The organism is Caballeronia sp. LZ003 (genome assembly GCF_031451465.1).
In the GTDB taxonomy this organism is placed as follows: domain Bacteria; phylum Pseudomonadota; class Gammaproteobacteria; order Burkholderiales; family Burkholderiaceae; genus Caballeronia.
The window spans coordinates 18,793-34,242 of the sequence record NZ_JARUXJ010000232.1; the positions used below are offsets into that span (position 1 = coordinate 18,793).

Genomic DNA, 15,450 nt, shown 5'->3' on the forward strand with positions numbered 1-15,450 from the left:
CGTTGATACGTTGTAGATGATGCGAGCTAACTCGCGTCGCAATGAAACTTAAAGAGATCGCCCATGGGAAACAACAAGAAGCAACCCGTCGATTCGATCAAGTCACTTATCGACCTCACTCAAGCATCGTTTGCAATCGCATGGAAAGCAGTCCTCCTTCTCGGGGGGCTGATCGTCGTCGCCTACTGTTATTTTGAGAGTATCGTGCCCGAAGGGCTTTCACTCAGTGATGCTTTCTTTCTCGCGTCAGCCGCCTTCTCACTTGTATCGCGATAATCGGTGTTGGCTTCTGCGCCTTCGCAACGGTGTGGGCAATCAAGTTTCTCGTCATCGGCAACAACTTCAGGCTTAGGCACCGCGGCCACCCCCCAGCCCACTCGCTTCATTCTGCATTCGATAACGGATCGACGGTCTTCATGTCGTTCCTCAGCCGGGTCTTTCCATGCACGCCAGAGCCCCGCGATCGCGAGCGGCGATTCGTCCGCCATTCCGATCCGCCAACGAACAGCCTTGCCGGTTTCATAATTCGGCTCGTAGAACCGCCGGCACGGGATCAGAGCAAGCTGCAGTTTGTTCCACGCGGAGCGGAAGCTCGTCTTCTGCCCGACCGACTCAGCTCGCGCGTTCATCGTGTCGAACGCCTTCACGCCTTGCGGGATGAATCTGCGCGGGACAATCCCGAAGCTGGCCGCGTCAGTCGAATTGTCACGGTCAATGCGGCGGAAGATCGGGGCAGCGTAATCTTTGTAGATCTCCGGCTTGTAATCAAAATTCGGCACAGGGAAGAGGCTGAAGACGTCGAAACGGTCCTTCGGCGCCGCCGTCCGAGTCTGACCGGCGACCTCCGTCATGGCACCTATTTTGCACGAATTGCTCATTTGGCCTTGCCGCTGAGCAGGACGCTGCCTCCTAAACGAGGCGCGAACGTGGCCGGCCTAGAAACCTACCGCAAGGGGTTCTTATGGCTGCCCGCTCGATTGCGTCGCTGACGCTCAGTTTTGGCCTTGTATCCGTACCCGTTAAGGTCTATACCGCGACCGAAAGCAAGACAGGGGTCGGCTTCAACCTAATGCACAAGGATTGCGGCACCCGGCTTAAACAGCAATACGTCTGCCCCCACGATGGCAAAGTCGTCGAGCGCGCCGACATGGTCAAGGGCTATGAATTCGAGAAAGAGCGGTACGTGATTTTTGAGAAGTCGGAGCTTGACGCACTTGAGGCCAGCGCGAGCCACACCATCGATATCGTGTCCTTCATGCCCACCGAGGCAATCGACCCCATCTATCTCGACAAACCCTACTATCTCGCCCCCGACAAACGCGGCGGCAAACCGTATCGCCTTCTACAAGAGGCGATGAAAGATAGCGGCACCTGCGCTTTAGCCCGTTGGACGTGGAAGGGGAAGCAGCATATGGTGCAGATTCGCGCCGGCAGCGACGGTTTGATTCTTCAGACCTTGCTTTATGCCGATGGGGTTCGCTCCCAGGCCGATATCGGCATCGACCAACCGGAAATCCAGCCGACGGAGCTGCAGCTTGCCGAGCAGTTGATTGAGCAGTATCGCGGCGACAGCTACGACGCGGCAGCGTACAAGGATGAGGAGAAGGAACGAATCCTTGCGGAGATCGATAAAAAGATTGCGGGCAACAAAATCACCGCCGGGCCAGCCGTCGAGCAGCCCGGCGCGCAGGTCATCGACCTTGTAGAAGCTTTGCGGGCCAGCTTGAAGAAAAAAGCAACCGCGGTACAGCCGGCAGCGGCACCGCGCGCTGTACGAAAGACAGCCCGAGCGGCCGAGCCGGAGCCGGAAGTGGCAAACCAAACCGCGGCCACGAAGCGCCGCTCGGTTCGCCGCGCGTCCAACGAAGTTCAACCCGCACCTGCACGCAAGACCGGCACGAAGAGGTGACATGCCCCTCAATGGCTACCGCCTTCGCGACGTTCAGCGCATGCTGGGCGTTTCTCGAAGCGTCGTAGAGAAGCTTGTTGCGGCCGGCTTTGTTTCGCCAGACGGCGAGCGGCGGGACTGGCGCTTTACGTTCCAGGACATCGTCTTGCTTAGGACCGCACAGGCATTGCGCGTGGCTGGCGTGTCTTCTTTGAAGATCGTTCGCGCGCTTGATCATCTGCGCAAGAGCTGGGGCCACCAGGGAGCGCTTACCGGTGTGCGAATTGCGGCTGTCGGCGACCGTGTCGCCGTGCGGGACGATGCGAGCCGCCAGTGGGATGCCGAGACCGGTCAATTGCTTCTGGATTTCGACGGCCTGCCCGCCACGTCAAACATCGCTTCGCTGCAGGCGCCGTTGGCAAACAGAGTGCGGGAAGCGGCAAGCGACCTCTTCCATCGCGCCCGAGCGCTCGAAGATGAGGACATTGACGCTGCCGAATCTGCATACCGGGAAGCACTTGCGCGTGCCCCGGACTATACCGACGCATCACTGAATCTTGGCGGCATCCTCGTCGACACAGAGCGGTACGACGACGCCATAGCGGTCTACCGCGACGCCCTTCGCCACCGACCGACCGATCCCGTATTGCACTTCAACATCGGCGTTGGATTGGAAGATTCTGGCCGCTTACGGGAAGCATTACAGTCCTACGATCTTTGCATCAAATGCGCGTCAGACTTCGCGGATGCCCACTTTAACGCCGCGCGTATCTATGAGGAGCTTGGCGAGGCGAGGAAGGCGATCCGCCACTTCAATGCTTACTGCAAATCGCAGATGGATGCGTAAAAGCGATCGGGACATGTGTTGTTGCGTGCCAACCGGGACAAGAACGAGACACGAAAAGGCAGACCAAACAAACCCGGCTGGAAGCCCACCCCTCAAGCATTTACGAAGTGTGTACTTGAGCTTTCTTAACAGCGTCAAAGCCGTCCGTAACATCGAACAGCGATCCCGATATTTCTTTGACGAGCCTCGCTTGGCACTCAGGCGTAAGGTGCTCGCGACGGCCAAACTGTTCGACGGCTCCCCGCAGGCTTTCCGCGGCCGTCCCGCCGTCTATGGAGTCGATCTTGCCAGCGTGAAAAACCTTGGCGATACCATGACTGCGCAGAATCCGGGCAAAGTCGCCCAACTGTGACGGAAGGTGCGGCGCAGACTGCTTGCTCGCAAGCTCTCTCTCCAGACGCTCGATTTTCTCGGCCATAGCCTGAACCGCAACTGATTCAGCTTGTGTGCTCACGTTTTTTGTTTCCTTTGGGTTGGATCGCAAGCGAATCGCACGTGCCGCTGCTCGAATCCGTTTTGCCGCGCCATGCGGCGTATCGCACACCGCAGTCCAGTCATGGTGCCGCCACTGGATGACTTCGGCCGCTTCATTCAACGAACGCGCAGCGACCACCTCGCGAACTTCGTCCGCGACTTCATTCCACCATGCCGAACTTTCACCCTCGCTCGCGCGCGGATCGACAGCGTGGCGGTAGATTGTCTTTGCGGCTTCAAGTGCGATCGCCATTGTTATCCTATGTCAAACGAGCCGTCCGATCCAACCGACCGGAACGAGCCAGACCACGAGCGCCGCGATAAGCGCGATGAAGAGAACCCATAAGCCAAGTCGCAACGCAAGGTTCCTTTTCGATCGGCGCTCAGTCATTGACTATCCTAAGAAGTGTCTTCCGAAATTTATTACTTACCTCATGCATCGTTGCGTGCGGACATCACAATCTTCACGTTGTGCGTCATAGTTACCTCGGCTTCGGTGGCGTTGGTTACGCGTTCTGATATGCGATGCAAACCTCTCGCGGCAAACTCGTCACCGCTATGAGAAATTCGACAGCCGATTCATCCGACACGCGGCCTTCACCCGAAGGCGAAACTGTCAGTAGATGCGCATAGGCAAGCCAGTCCGACTCGGCTTGCGCGTCGAGCTTCCCACCATGCCCCAAGAAATTGTGGTATCGGAGATTTGCTGCTTGAAGCTGATCGAGCTGAGTGTCGGACAGGCTGTCGTAGGGTGAGCGCCATCTTCTTTCTTGCGATCGTCATATTTGGTGTTCCTGTTTCTCAATTCGTTCGAGCTGCAGAAGCCCAATCAAAGAATCGACATCCGAGAACCACGCGTCAACCGTTTGGTAGTCCATCGGATCAACGATGAAAACCTTACCGTCGCGTGCTCGCAGGAGAATGTGGTGGGTCTCGTCAGATGCGCCGATAAGGCATACGCCCTTCTCGGCTAGTTTTCGATCATCGGTCTCGTCTTGGATTGCCTCAGCGGTCCAGAGCCTCGGTCCATATCCGTTTTCGACGCCGTGGGGATGCGCGATTAGATATGCTTCGAACTCTGCCGGGACGCCCACACCAAAGGACCGTTTGAACCACTGCGCAAAGCTCATCTGTTTTCCGTGGTATCAGTCCAGCCGCATCGCGACTCTCTTGCTCACTTTCGAAATGGCGATTGGTCAAAGTCAGACCACTTTGGACGGCCAATGCAAACCCGAGGCCGACCGCCAAGACGGAGCCGTGACGCAACAAGGACAGGTTCGCGCTCGTAAGCGTTTCGAGTAGCGGAATAATGTGGCCGTGTGCGTATCCCGCGAACAACAGCAGCGCGAGCGCGGAAACCAGCAACGCCCATGCGCTACGGCGCACGTCACGATTCACGTCTCTGAGCAACCCTTTCATATCTTCGTGCAGGCTCATAGTTTTCCGTTGCTTCAAGTGGCGATAGACCTTGCTTTAACAAGCGCTCGTTTCTGACGAAGTTTGTGTTCGCGAACAAGTTGCGCCGCTATCCAAATGTCACCGATAGAGGGGTTCCGGCTGTTCATTTTGCTTACCAAGGAATCCACATAATCTCGGTCGGCAACTGGATCGAGGTCCGCTCGATCCCCAAGCGATTCGATTATGTCCAACAATCCCCTCGATATCACATGCGCTGCCTTAACTCGTTGCTCTGCCGTACTTCGATCAAATGCGACATGGGCTTCCGCTGTTGACGGTTCTTCGTTTTCCCACGATAGCTTAAACATCATGCGGCTTTTCTAAATCTTGTACGGCACGCGGACACCCGGCTCGTCCGCTGGAAAGTCCTTTGTATTTCGCGAAACGAGCAGCAGCGAGTGAACCTGTGCCGACGCCCACACGATCGCATCGGGAAGACGAATCTTTTTAGCCCGGCGAATGTCGACGGCGCGATTGGTGACGGCACTGTCTACCGCGATGACATCAAATGAATCGAGCCATGCGCGGATCGCGGCGTCTTCTTCTGCGGATGCCCCGACCAGCACCTCCATCCAGGTGATCGCGCTGATCGCGCGATACTCATAGCGGGCGATTTCTTTCTTGGCTGCGCTGACCCCGTTGAGATAGTCAATGAGGATATTCGTATCGAAGAGCGCCTTCACCATTCGGAACGAAGCTCCTGCTGGTACGCAAGGCCATCCGTCTTCCGGCTCTTCCACAGACCGAATACTTCGGTTCCGAGCGCGCGCTTGCGCTGTGAGATATACGCCTCAATGGCATCGCGGATGACGGCTGCGCGTGGCCGCTGTTCTGCCTCCACAATCACCGCGAGGTCGTCAACCTGCGACTCCGGCAGATCAACCAGGATACGACTCATAACCACCTCCATTGCATGATATATACATCGTATATCAATCGAAGATCTTTCGCAAGCGGTGTGTCCGGTTTATCGGCAGAGAAGCGACGGTTATTTAGTCACGCGTTGCGCATCCGACGCCGCGTCCCCCTTCGGTTTCGTAGCTCAGACGGCGGCCGTGACCGGAGCCGTCGGCGTCGCGCGGCGGCGGATAAATTCGGCCGACCCGCTTCAACTGGCTGTTGGCGGTTAAGCCACGGCCCGGTATGATCGTATGCCCCGAAATGTCGCGGTGCACCGTCAGTCGTGCCCAACCGCCCGTCGCATGGCAGCCGTGATACCTTGGCGCGTTCTGAAAAAACCGTCCCAAGGATCCGCCGACAGAGTTTGGACGCGTTGCGCAGCATTCTGGATGGTCCACTGGTCTGCCGCCCTGGCACTCTCGAGCTCTTCCCAGGCGATCGGCATTGATACGCCAAGCCCGGGTCGGGCGCGCGCCGAGTACGCCGCCGCCGTGCTGGCGCCCTTCCCGTTGCGAAGATAGTCAATGAAGATCTTTCCGACTCGATTTTTTGGGCCGAGGACAGCAGAGAATCGCTCGGGCATGAGGCGCGCCATGTAGCGCGCGACGGCGCGCGAAAAGGCTTTTACTTCGTTCCATTGCTGTCGGCGGGTCAGCGGCACGACGATATGAAAGCCCTTGCCACCGCTTGTCTTGATAAAGCTTTTGAGTCCGATCTCATCGAGCAGCACCTTGGACACCTTCGCGGCGTCGACCATCATCTGCCACGGCAGCGCCGGGTCAGGGTCCAGATCAAGGATGAAACGATCAGGATGGTCGAGGTCCGGCTGAACAGCGTTCCAACTATGCAATTCGATGACGTTCATCTGAGCGAGGCCGATCAGTGCTTCATGTTGGTCCACAACAAGCAACGGTGAATGACCGGGATGCATCGAGACCGGCAGTCGCGTGATGCCGGGGATCTTGGAACGCTCCTCGTGCTTCTGGAAGAACATTTCGGATTTGATGCCTTCGGGCGCGCGCACGAGCGATATCGGTCTGTCTTTGAGGTAGGGCAAGGCAAACTCGGCGATCGTATCGTAGTAGCGAACGAGATCGATTTTGGTGACGCGCGTCACGTCGTCAATGACGCGCTCGGCATTCGACACTTTCACGCCGGCGACGATGAGATTCCCGCTGCGGCCGGGAGTGCTGCGGCTCGCGCCTTTGCGTAGGCTCTGACTTTTCGGCTTCTCTATGTCGACTACCGTCTCTTCGGTCACGGTATTGGCGGACTTGTCATCTCGCATGCCATGAAAAACCGGGTGACGAACCTCACCCGCAGGCGTCCATTCAAGGAACGATGCTTCCAGAACGAGCTCGGGCTCGATCCATACGAAGTCGCGATCCTTCTCGCGCTGCGGCGGGTTATAGAATGGCGGATCTTGCCGAACCAGCACGCGCGCTCTCTCTTCGAGCTCGGCTAGTGGGCGCGGTTTCAACTCTGCCTTCACGGTCCCGGCGAAACGCAAGCTACCGTCTCGCTCGTGCACTCCGATCATAAGCGACCGTATGCCAGCTTTAGCACCGGCGAGACGCGTATAGCCGCCCACGACGAATTCCTGCCTGCTCAGGCATTTGAGCTTGATCCAAGCCGTCGAGCGACCGGAGCGATAAGGCGCATCGGCGCGCTTGCCGATAATCCCCTCGAGCCGCATTTGGCACGCCGATGCGAGCAAGGATTGCGGATCCTCATTGAACGACTCGCTGAAGCGGACGCGCTCGCTCGGGGTCCGGGCGATCAGTTCGCCCAGCAATTGCCTGCGCTGCGCGAGTGGTAATGCCCGTAGGTCACGCCCGTTCAGAAACGGAATGTCGAAAGCGAAGAATGTAAGTTGTGCCGTGCTGCGGCGGTCGAACGCATTTTGAAGCGCGTTGAAGTCTGGAACGCCGCTTTCGGTGAGTACGACGACTTCGCCGTCAAGCCACGCATTATCGACTGGTATCGCCTCGATCGCGTTCGCAAGCGCGGGCATCTTGTTCGTCCAATCGTGCCCGCCTCGCGTAATAAGCTTTACGCGCCCGCTATCGAGCCTGCACATCAGACGATAGCCATCAAACTTGATCTCATAGGACCATACGCCATTCGTAGGCGGACGACTTGCGAGCGTCGCTAGTTGCGGGGCGATCGACTCGGGAAGTACGGCACTGGATGGTGCACGGGAGGGCACGGATAGTTTCGCCATTCGTTGGGCGAGATCGTCTCAGAACCCTACGCCTACGCCGACACCACCTCAGCCTCCGCCTCCGAACCTGCCGCCTCCTACGCCCACGCCGATGCTGGGACCGGGCGCATAGTAGCCGGGGCCGTATGCAGGATCCTCGTAACCATAAGGGGGCGCGGACACGCATCCGGAGAACGCCGCCACAAGCGTCACACTAAAAAAAGTCTGAGCATGATCTTCTCCCGTGTTGCACGTTCCAGCAAAAACTAATCCCAGATTGGAAACTGGAGTGAGCTGTCGGAAGCGCTTTCAGTCCTCTCACACACCGTTGGTGGCGCGATACTATGGCCGAGACGGTAAGTCAAAACCCGCCGGTGCATGCTCGGTTAGAAGTTTTCATCGAGCCAGGCTTTGGCCCACCCGATCGCACGCAGATGTGCGGCGCTCGCAGTGTCAAAATAGCCGATGTCGGAAAAATTAAAAATTTGCCCATCCGCCTGATCCTCAGACGGCTGCCGCTCAACCGAGCACCGCGAATGCCGATAGTGGCCAGTCTGCTCCGGCTGGGATTCGATGGTCCATTCTTGATACTCAACTTTCATATGATGCTCAGAGACAGCCATGGTTTCGATTTTTAAAGAGAGGACGCGAGACGGCGAAATCGCTCGCGCGTTAAATCTTGCGCTTCATGCTTTTAGCGTCCACTCCCGCGCCGAGGTGACGATGGAAGGTGAACGTATCGTGCTGGATTTTACGCGGGAGACTGCTGCCCTGATGCACGCCCTCCGATTGCTTGGCGTGCAGCCCGGTGAGATTCTGCCAGCGCCCAACTTCGACGAATTCGATCTCGGAAAGAAAAACGTCCCGGGGTTTTAGCCCGGGACGTGTTCGAAAGTAGATGGGCGGTTGCTACGCCGCTTCTGCAAAGAGATTGAGTTGCCTCGCGTCATAGCCTAGCAACTGGTCGTGGACGGTATCGCTGATCGCATGAGCAACAAGATGCGCGTCGAGGTCAGCGGGCGTCATGTTCAGACGCTGCGCGAGCCGCGAGAAGTACTGCCCGCGCTTTGCCATCTCCTGATACCGCTGGGCCATGCCAGTCGGCAACTTCACGATGCCCTCGTTCAGCCAAAAATGCGCTGAGTCGATTGCGTCGCGATGCTGCGTGTCCAGCATGAACGCAGTGTGGTAGGTGCAGGTGACGAACAAGCATGCTGCTTGCGCATCGACGTCGAACTGCGAAGTCTCCTCGAAATACACCGTCTGCTCGCTGCCGGTCGTCCGCGCATAACCGACGAGCGGTTGCCGGTGCATGGCGATCCGTTCTTCGATTTCCGGATCGTCATCGGCAGATCCATCAACGCCGTAGTAGTCAGCGTAGGCCATAAAGGCTTGCGCATAGCCGGTCTTCTGACCACTGGCGTATTGCTCCAGCCACGGCGGCGTCATTGGCGGACCCCGTTTTGGGGTTGCACTCTGCCGCCGATGATCAGGAAGACCTTCGTATCGACGTTCCGAACCCACGGGCGAACTTCACCCGCGTGCGTCGCGGTGCCGGCGATGTAGCCAATCGCCGCTTCGAGGTTGGGAAACTGCTCGGGCGATGCGCCCAGCTTGGCTGCTTCAAACATAAAAACACTCCACACAAAAAATGCGGAGCGACCCCAGCGGGTCGCTTGCCCGCAGGGGTTGAGAAACGAGATTGGAGGGCGATTTGTGCCGCTTACTCGACCAGCTTGACGCTTTGCCACCAGCGACCGCCCGAAGGCAGGTCTCTGACGAAATCGAAGTTCTCCGCTTCGTCGCGCGTGAGCTCGATCAGCCCGCCCTTCAACATGGCCGCCTGGAGATAGACGACGTTCGCGAGGGCGAGCGCGCCATGCTGTTCGGCGATGCCGGTCAGCGTTTCGACCGCATCCAGCAGTTCTGCATTGAACTGCTTCGCGTCAGCAGCGAGGCGCAGCGACACGTCAGCGTCGGCGATCGCGGCCACCACCGCATCGCATTGGGCTTGCGAGTCGTCGGGTCCGTACTGGTCGGGCTTGATCCAGCTTCGGACCACCATGTCATTGAGTACATCGTCGACTAAATCGGTGCAGGAATAGGCCATGGAAGGCTCCAGTGAAGAAGTGAAAAGAATTGGGCCGCCGTCAGATGCGACGCAGACGGCCTGTATCGAATGCAGACGCGCCACGCAGGAACGGCGGGCGCGGCTGCTGCGTTTGCGCATTCGCGGGTGCCGCGTGCTGCGCGGGCGGCTGGTGAGCGGCCGCGTTTGACGGAGACGGACTACCGGCTGCCGCGAGCAACAGCATGAGAAGGTTTGCCATAGGAATAGCGCCGGAAGGCGCAAGAGAAGGGTCGGAAAAACGAGAAGCGCCCCTTGTGGGGGCGACTCCCCACAAGGGTTGATAAGAAATCAGGCGGCAAGCGCCTGTACGTCGATGACTGCGTCGGCCTCTGCCACAAGATCGGGCGTCTGCGAGATGAAAAACTCCCGCTGATACCCGCCCTGTCGAAGGACTTCGCGTTTCATGCGCATGAACTGCACTTTGCGCTGCGGATCGAGCGGGCCGTCTGACTCGTCGCTGAACAATGTCTGATACGGCTGTCCCGTGTTCTGTGCGAGGTAAAGCGCAATGCCGCGCGTGAGGCACTCGTTGATCCAGACTTTCTGGCCGCCCGACATCACCGATACCGACTTGCTGCTGTCGGCCTCAGCGTCGTGGACGATGATCTCGAACCCCTCGCGCAACTCGCCACTGGCAAGCGCTCGTTGCGTACGGATCTCAACGGTGAAGCGCATCCCATAACACGCAAGCAAAAGCTCATTGACCATCTGCGTGAGCGCGGGACCCGCGTCGTCGATCGTGAGTGCTACCACGCCGTCGTTGCCGAGGCCCTTTGCCAACAGCTTCCACTTAGCGATTTCGTCCGAGAGGCGATCCGCGCGTGACTGCTTCGCGGAAAACTTCTCCAACTCCACCGCAAGCGCTTCGCCTTCAGCCTGAAGCACGCTTTGCGAGCGAATCAGAGCTTCGATCCGGCCCTCGAGCGCCGCCAAGACTTCACGGTTCGCGCCCAGGTCGCGATCGAGCGTTGCAATCGCGGCCGTCACATCGACGGCTGCGAGTCGCGTCGCCTCATCAGCGATGCGAGCAAGTTCAGCGGTCGCACGGGCCTTTTCAGACTCGAACTTGGCTGTCCTCGCAGCTCCCTCTTCTGCAATCGAGCGGGACTCCGCTTGCGCGGCTTCCAGTCCCGATGTGGCGGCGTCCAGAAGTGGCTTGCTCGCAGCAAGTTCAGTTGCGACCTGCAGCGCGCGTCGAAGTTTGCTTACCTCATCGGTAATGGCCAACATCTCCACGCGCTTTGCCGCCAATTTAGCAGGCACCGTAGCCAACTCATCGGCTTGCTTCAACTTCGCACGATACTTCTCACGAAGATCAGTCACGGAGACCGCGTAGGTCGCGGCCTGCTCCTTCGCATGCAGCGCTTGCGACAGCAACGGGCAGCTCGCGTGCATTGAGTGACCCACGCACGGAACCTGTTCCACCACCGCCGCTTGCTTATTCAGAACATCGAGGTGCGTCTTCTTCGCGCGCCCGTCGCTCTGCAACGTCGCCAGCGACACATTCAAACCACTGAGCGTCGCGTGGTTCACTTCAAGCTCAGCGATCTCGCGTTGCAACGGCGAGAACTTGGCTTCCTCCCGAGCAATGCCGAGTTCAGCTTCTTCGCGCTTGGCGGCAGCACCGAGAATCGCATCTCGACGAGCAAGCGTGGACTGATGCGTGACGATTGTCCGATTCAGCGCTGTGATGCGTTGCAGATGTCGAGCGAAAGCAGCTCGCTCGTCTTCAGCAGCAGCTCCCATCGCCTTCGTCACTTCTTCTCGCCGCACACCCAGTTCACGCAGACGCGCTTCAACCGACGCGGACTCGCTTTGCTTCGCAGCAAGCGTGGCGCGCTCTTGAGTGAGCTTGCCCGCGCGTGAAAGACCGTCCTCACGTTGCGCGCGCGCCATAGACAAAGCTGCGCTTTGCGCGGCAATGGCTTGCTCACCCTCGGCTTTGCGCTGTCGCTTACCGGCAAGGGCCACAAGCTCCGACTGGACGCCATTAAGCGACTTAGCGAGCAGCTTGACCACGTCGCCTGCTTTCGCCGACAACGCTTTCAGATGCTCGATGCCGAGCAACTCTGCCAGAAGCGTCTTGATCTCGCCTGCACCGTAAGTTGCAAGCGGGCGACGGTTTTGTGCCGAGAACACGCTGGTAAAAAACGTTTCGAGCGAACCGTTGATCGCCTCGACACAGCGGTTATATGACTCCGCCTTGCCGTCCGACACCGTGCCGTCAGGAAGGGACACCGGACGCCACGTGCCGTCGACGCCTCGATAGGCAAGGTAGTACTCCGCTTTACCTGTCTTGCCGGGCTTTCGGAACGTGAACGAGGAACGATAGCGAATGCCATCGTGTTCCCATTCGAGTTCCTTCAGCGCACTGGTGCCACAGATGTGATCCCAGTACGAGAAGGCGTCGACCGACAGCTTCGAGGCCCGTGAGGGCATGATGGGGTACGGGTGCAAGTTGTCCATGAGCGTCGTCTTCCCTGCCCCATTAGGGCCGGTCAACGCGATCAGGCCATCAGGCAACGACTCCAGATCAAGCGTGATGCTGTCTCGCTTCATGCCGTCGCGAATGCCGACGAATCCTTCGAGTGTGAGTTTCAGAGGCCGCATGACAATCCCTCCGAATCTGACATAGACGCAGACAGCGATGCCATCTGGGAATAGAACGCATCGTCGTCCTCGTTGGGAAACGGCGCGTGAACATCCGTCGCCACGACCGCACGCTCAGGTACACGCAGCGTCCCATCGAGTGCAGACGCCACGTGCTCGCAGGCTCTGCTGAACTCGCGGCGCGCATTCGTCAGCAGCTCTGACCAGCCGCTATAGCCGGTCAGGCTGCGGATTTCCGCCGCAGACCACTGACTCGCATAACCTTCCTGATACGACCAGAGGAGATGCTGCATTTGCACTGTCGGGGTGATAGCAACTTCGGCGGCCCCAGGTGTGGTGGCCAGCAACAGCAACGTCTGACCAAACTGAGCCACGACAGCGCCGCGATGTTCGCCGAACGGCTGATGCTGGATCGCAGCGGTAAAGCCGGCCAAATCGACCAACGACTTTTGAAGATCACGCGATGAGCAGCCGCCCAACTCGAAAGCGCAGACCCAGTTGAGGCCAGCAGGATAAAGACCAAACATAATGCACTCCGTTATGGTGGGCGGGAATGCGGCCCCGGTAGGGAACGCTCCCCGCCAGGGTGAAAGAAGAAATGAACTGCTAGAGAAAGGTCCTGCCACTACGAATCGATGCGTCAAAGACGCGGCGAAACCTGTGTTTCGATAGCGACGTTGATAGTCGGCTATCGGAACACGGCTTGCGTGTTCAAGCAAAGGAGCCGTTACTGGCCTCCCCTGCATGCGCGGCTACCTACGCCCCAAACAAATCATCGTTGAGCCACGAAAGGTGATCTGTCTCAGCCGACTCGACGATTTCCACCGTCGCATCTGGCATGGGCAGTGCATCGTCGCAAAGATCGCCATCCGGAGCTGCGTGGGCCGTCACCGGTGCAGGCTCGGATAAGCTCGACACAGCGTCAGCGTAGCTCAGTCGCGCCAGCACGCCAGCGGCGATTGCCTCTGCGTCCCCCGTTTCCAGCAACTGCAGTCGGTCAAGCAAGGGCGCCGGATCAACGTCAGCGTGCTCGCACCAACGCTCAAGCTTTCGGTCAATCGACGTTTCTAGGCTGATGCCTTGGGCGCGTGACCGGACGACGGGAAGAATGCGAGCTTCGACCTTCAGATCGGCCGCGTTGCCGAACAGCGCCGCGATCGCGTCGCGGTCCACTGACTCTTTGTGCTCTTCGTCGACCTGCCAACGAATTCGCACAAACTTGTCGGTCGCATCGAGCGCGATTGCCGTCAGGCGTTGCATGTCGGGCGGTCCGTCAAAGTCGACGCAGATCGTCTGCCAGGACGGCGTCACGATCAGATTGGCTTGCGCCCTTCCCACCTCGACATTCCACATGAGAAAGCCCTTGTCGCCTTCCTCACCGTAGTGGAAACGCCCAATCGAACCGGGATACGCCACAACGCGCCCTGCTCGCTCCCACTGCTGTGCTTTATGGATGTGCCCAAGCATGAACGCATCGCATTCGGCCTCGAACAGACTGCCAAGCGAGAACTCATGATCGAACCCCGCCATCGTCACGCCGTGCTCAGTCGTACAACCGTTGACCGTGCCGTGTGAAACCCCAACAGTCCGGATGCCTGCGGCACGAAGCTGCTGGTTGACGCGACCCGCAGCGGCCAGATAGTCGCCCAGCACGGCTTCAAGACCCGTCCCGGCTTCCTTAGCACCAACGGCGGCCGCAAGTTGTCCCTTGTTGACCGTGGGCAAACAAGTGAACACGACATCGGCGCCTATCGCGAGGACCTCGCGCAGCTCCTCGTCTGAATACACCGGGCCGCTCGATGCATAGAACCGCCCTTCATGAAGGCTCACCTGCTGCACGCGTTCCGCCACATAGATCTGATGCGTTGTAGCCATCAGTTCGAAATTGCGTAGCGTGCCCGGCGGTTCATGCGAGAACGTGCCCTGCAGCATTAAGACCGGCATGCTGCCGCTCAGCCCATTGATGCGCCGAGCAAGGCGATTCAACGAAGGCGCATGGGCGTCGAGGCGATGGTCCGTCGCGTCGCCCGAAATCACCGCAACATCGGCGTGCGCGAGAACGGCGTGGTCGATGGAAAAGCCAAAGCAGCGATCCGACTCTTCGACGTTTCCCGGCGCATAGTGCAAGTCAGAAAAATGAGCGATTTTCACGTCGCCTCCACAATAAAAAATGCCGCCCCGTTTCCGGAAAGCAGCTCAATTGAGCCAACGCCAAACCTCGACGTAGCGATTGATTCAAAACACCGTAATGCATCCATCCCCTTCGCCCCATTCAATCGTGAGCTTGGAGGGAACGGGCTCAATGTAGGAGGTGCTTTTACACCCCCGGCATTCAACCACGATACGCAGCGTGCGATCTGCAGTGAAGACCTTGAAAGCGTCAGCTCCGCACCCGCCACAGCGCATCTGCTTCTGATCAATCAACATGGTTATGTCACTCGTGCAATTGAACGGACAGCGTGTCCCGGACCTTCATCAGCGCTTTGCCGAGAAGGTTCTGGCCTCGCCACTTCGATCTGTCCATGATGTCCGGATGGTGTTCGCCCAAGCCAACGCCCCAGATTGTGTCGTAGGGGCTCGCTTCGACAAGCTCGGTCGGCGCCGTTGCGAGCAACAGCGTTCGCAAACCCGTATGCTGCGCGAACTTCTCGCGGCATCCAACATAGACGATGGACTCGCGCTTTGCCTTCCACACGTCGAGATCGAAGCCTTTGACCTTGCGGCCAAGTGCTTTCTGTTCCTTCGGCAGATGCGTGGCGAGCACTGCTTGCGCGATGTCCTCGTCACCGAGCAGCTTGGCTTTGGAAAACATCATAAATTGCTCTACCGAGCGGAAAGCGACATCGTGATAAGTGAAACGGCACGGATGCCAATTGCTGAATGCATCCTCCGCGCCAAAGAACAGCGTGAAGTTGCCAACTCGACGCATCGGAGACTCC

Annotated in this window: 17 protein-coding genes; 3 read left to right on the forward strand and 14 right to left on the reverse strand. The window is 58.6% G+C overall.

All coding sequences use genetic code 11. From position 1 onward, the window contains the following. Positions 1 to 188: 188 nt before the first annotated feature. Complete coding sequence (locus QCE79_RS35345; protein WP_309852699.1) at positions 189 to 851, reverse strand: SOS response-associated peptidase family protein; 663 nt, start codon at positions 849 to 851, stop codon at positions 189 to 191. Between the two features lie 110 nt (positions 852 to 961). On the opposite strand from QCE79_RS35345, the gene QCE79_RS35350 reads away from it, so the two are divergent. Together QCE79_RS35350 and QCE79_RS35355 are read left to right on the forward strand one after the other, a co-directional pair. Further along, the gene (locus QCE79_RS35350) at positions 962 to 1,909 is read left to right on the forward strand and encodes a Ku protein (RefSeq protein ID WP_309852702.1); all 948 of its coding nucleotides are present in this window, start codon (positions 962 to 964) and stop codon (positions 1,907 to 1,909) included. Position 1,910: 1 nt separating this feature from the next. Next, positions 1,911 to 2,735: a tetratricopeptide repeat protein gene (locus tag QCE79_RS35355; protein ID WP_309852704.1), complete on the forward strand. Its 825-nt coding sequence runs from the start codon at positions 1,911 to 1,913 to the stop codon at positions 2,733 to 2,735. A gap of 100 nt (positions 2,736 to 2,835) precedes the next feature. On the opposite strand, the gene QCE79_RS35360 is transcribed toward QCE79_RS35355, so the two are convergent. The 6 genes from QCE79_RS35360 to QCE79_RS35385 all read right to left on the reverse strand — a co-directional run bounded on the left by QCE79_RS35360 (position 2,836) and on the right by QCE79_RS35385 (position 8,372). Beyond that, positions 2,836 to 3,462, reverse strand: coding sequence for a hypothetical protein (locus tag QCE79_RS35360; RefSeq protein WP_309852706.1), 627 nt, complete (start codon positions 3,460 to 3,462; stop codon positions 2,836 to 2,838). Between the two features lie 526 nt (positions 3,463 to 3,988). Beyond that, on the reverse strand, positions 3,989 to 4,339 hold the full coding sequence (locus QCE79_RS35365; RefSeq protein ID WP_309852709.1) for a hypothetical protein: 351 nt from the start codon (positions 4,337 to 4,339) through the stop codon (positions 3,989 to 3,991). Positions 4,340 to 4,987: 648 nt separating this feature from the next. Beyond that, positions 4,988 to 5,353, reverse strand: coding sequence for a type II toxin-antitoxin system VapC family toxin (locus tag QCE79_RS35370; RefSeq protein WP_244832111.1), 366 nt, complete (start codon positions 5,351 to 5,353; stop codon positions 4,988 to 4,990). Continuing rightward, entirely contained in the window at positions 5,347 to 5,565 is a 219-nt protein-coding gene (locus QCE79_RS35375; RefSeq protein ID WP_214884913.1) for a ribbon-helix-helix protein, CopG family, read from the reverse strand. Before QCE79_RS35375 ends, QCE79_RS35370 begins: the two co-directional genes overlap by 7 nt. Positions 5,566 to 5,844: 279 nt before the next feature. Next, on the reverse strand, positions 5,845 to 7,791 hold the full coding sequence (ligD, locus tag QCE79_RS35380; RefSeq protein WP_309852715.1) for a DNA ligase D: 1,947 nt from the start codon (positions 7,789 to 7,791) through the stop codon (positions 5,845 to 5,847). 365 nt (positions 7,792 to 8,156) lie between these two features. Further along, complete coding sequence (locus QCE79_RS35385; protein WP_309852718.1) at positions 8,157 to 8,372, reverse strand: hypothetical protein; 216 nt, start codon at positions 8,370 to 8,372, stop codon at positions 8,157 to 8,159. Positions 8,373 to 8,391: 19 nt separating this feature from the next. Here QCE79_RS35385 and QCE79_RS35390 point away from each other — a divergent pair, with 19 nt between their 5' ends. Beyond that, positions 8,392 to 8,646, forward strand: a complete 255-nt coding sequence (locus tag QCE79_RS35390) for a hypothetical protein (RefSeq protein ID WP_309852721.1) — start codon at positions 8,392 to 8,394, stop codon at positions 8,644 to 8,646. Between the two features lie 33 nt (positions 8,647 to 8,679). Here the strand turns inward: QCE79_RS35390 and QCE79_RS35395 are convergent, their stop codons facing one another. The 7 genes from QCE79_RS35395 to QCE79_RS35425 all read right to left on the reverse strand — a co-directional run bounded on the left by QCE79_RS35395 (position 8,680) and on the right by QCE79_RS35425 (position 15,440). Beyond that, the gene (locus tag QCE79_RS35395; RefSeq protein WP_309852724.1) at positions 8,680 to 9,219 is read right to left on the reverse strand and encodes a hypothetical protein; all 540 of its coding nucleotides are present in this window, start codon (positions 9,217 to 9,219) and stop codon (positions 8,680 to 8,682) included. After that, the gene (locus QCE79_RS35400; RefSeq protein WP_309852727.1) at positions 9,216 to 9,401 is read right to left on the reverse strand and encodes a hypothetical protein; all 186 of its coding nucleotides are present in this window, start codon (positions 9,399 to 9,401) and stop codon (positions 9,216 to 9,218) included. Before QCE79_RS35400 ends, QCE79_RS35395 begins: the two co-directional genes overlap by 4 nt. A 92-nt stretch (positions 9,402 to 9,493) precedes the next feature. After that, on the reverse strand, positions 9,494 to 10,000 hold the full coding sequence (locus QCE79_RS35405; RefSeq protein ID WP_309852730.1) for a hypothetical protein: 507 nt from the start codon (positions 9,998 to 10,000) through the stop codon (positions 9,494 to 9,496). A gap of 189 nt (positions 10,001 to 10,189) precedes the next feature. Next, positions 10,190 to 12,511 (reverse strand): SMC family ATPase, encoded by a 2,322-nt coding sequence (locus QCE79_RS35410; protein WP_309852733.1) that lies wholly within the window; start codon positions 12,509 to 12,511, stop codon positions 10,190 to 10,192. Beyond that, a complete protein-coding gene (locus QCE79_RS35415; RefSeq protein ID WP_309852736.1) occupies positions 12,499 to 13,038 on the reverse strand; it encodes a hypothetical protein in 540 nt (179 codons plus the stop codon). Before QCE79_RS35415 ends, QCE79_RS35410 begins: the two co-directional genes overlap by 13 nt. Positions 13,039 to 13,267: 229 nt before the next feature. Beyond that, a complete protein-coding gene (locus tag QCE79_RS35420; protein ID WP_309852739.1) occupies positions 13,268 to 14,662 on the reverse strand; it encodes a metallophosphatase family protein in 1,395 nt (464 codons plus the stop codon). Positions 14,663 to 14,945: 283 nt separating this feature from the next. Beyond that, complete coding sequence (locus QCE79_RS35425) at positions 14,946 to 15,440, reverse strand: NADAR family protein (protein ID WP_309852742.1); 495 nt, start codon at positions 15,438 to 15,440, stop codon at positions 14,946 to 14,948. Between the last annotated feature and the right edge of the window lie 10 nt (positions 15,441 to 15,450).

Bases quoted from the DNA above. Each gene is read 5' to 3' on its own strand.
- QCE79_RS35350 (WP_309852702.1), top strand. From the start codon at position 962: ATGGCTGCCCGCTCGATTGCGTCGCTGACGCTCAGTTTTGGCCTTGTA.
- QCE79_RS35395 (WP_309852724.1), bottom strand. From the start codon at position 9,219: ATGACGCCGCCGTGGCTGGAGCAATACGCCAGTGGTCAGAAGACCGGC.
- QCE79_RS35410 (WP_309852733.1), bottom strand. From the start codon at position 12,511: ATGCGGCCTCTGAAACTCACACTCGAAGGATTCGTCGGCATTCGCGAC.
- QCE79_RS35425 (WP_309852742.1), bottom strand. From the start codon at position 15,440: ATGCGTCGAGTTGGCAACTTCACGCTGTTCTTTGGCGCGGAGGATGCA.
- QCE79_RS35360 (WP_309852706.1), bottom strand. From the start codon at position 3,462: ATGGCGATCGCACTTGAAGCCGCAAAGACAATCTACCGCCACGCTGTC.
- QCE79_RS35385 (WP_309852718.1), bottom strand. From the start codon at position 8,372: ATGAAAGTTGAGTATCAAGAATGGACCATCGAATCCCAGCCGGAGCAG.
- QCE79_RS35355 (WP_309852704.1), top strand. From the start codon at position 1,911: ATGCCCCTCAATGGCTACCGCCTTCGCGACGTTCAGCGCATGCTGGGC.
- QCE79_RS35415 (WP_309852736.1), bottom strand. From the start codon at position 13,038: ATGTTTGGTCTTTATCCTGCTGGCCTCAACTGGGTCTGCGCTTTCGAG.
- ligD (WP_309852715.1), bottom strand. From the start codon at position 7,791: ATGGCGAAACTATCCGTGCCCTCCCGTGCACCATCCAGTGCCGTACTT.
- QCE79_RS35400 (WP_309852727.1), bottom strand. From the start codon at position 9,401: ATGTTTGAAGCAGCCAAGCTGGGCGCATCGCCCGAGCAGTTTCCCAAC.
- QCE79_RS35390 (WP_309852721.1), top strand. From the start codon at position 8,392: ATGGTTTCGATTTTTAAAGAGAGGACGCGAGACGGCGAAATCGCTCGC.
- QCE79_RS35405 (WP_309852730.1), bottom strand. From the start codon at position 10,000: ATGCGCAAACGCAGCAGCCGCGCCCGCCGTTCCTGCGTGGCGCGTCTG.
- QCE79_RS35370 (WP_244832111.1), bottom strand. From the start codon at position 5,353: ATGGTGAAGGCGCTCTTCGATACGAATATCCTCATTGACTATCTCAAC.
- QCE79_RS35345 (WP_309852699.1), bottom strand. From the start codon at position 851: ATGACGGAGGTCGCCGGTCAGACTCGGACGGCGGCGCCGAAGGACCGT.
- QCE79_RS35365 (WP_309852709.1), bottom strand. From the start codon at position 4,339: ATGAGCTTTGCGCAGTGGTTCAAACGGTCCTTTGGTGTGGGCGTCCCG.
- QCE79_RS35375 (WP_214884913.1), bottom strand. From the start codon at position 5,565: ATGAGTCGTATCCTGGTTGATCTGCCGGAGTCGCAGGTTGACGACCTC.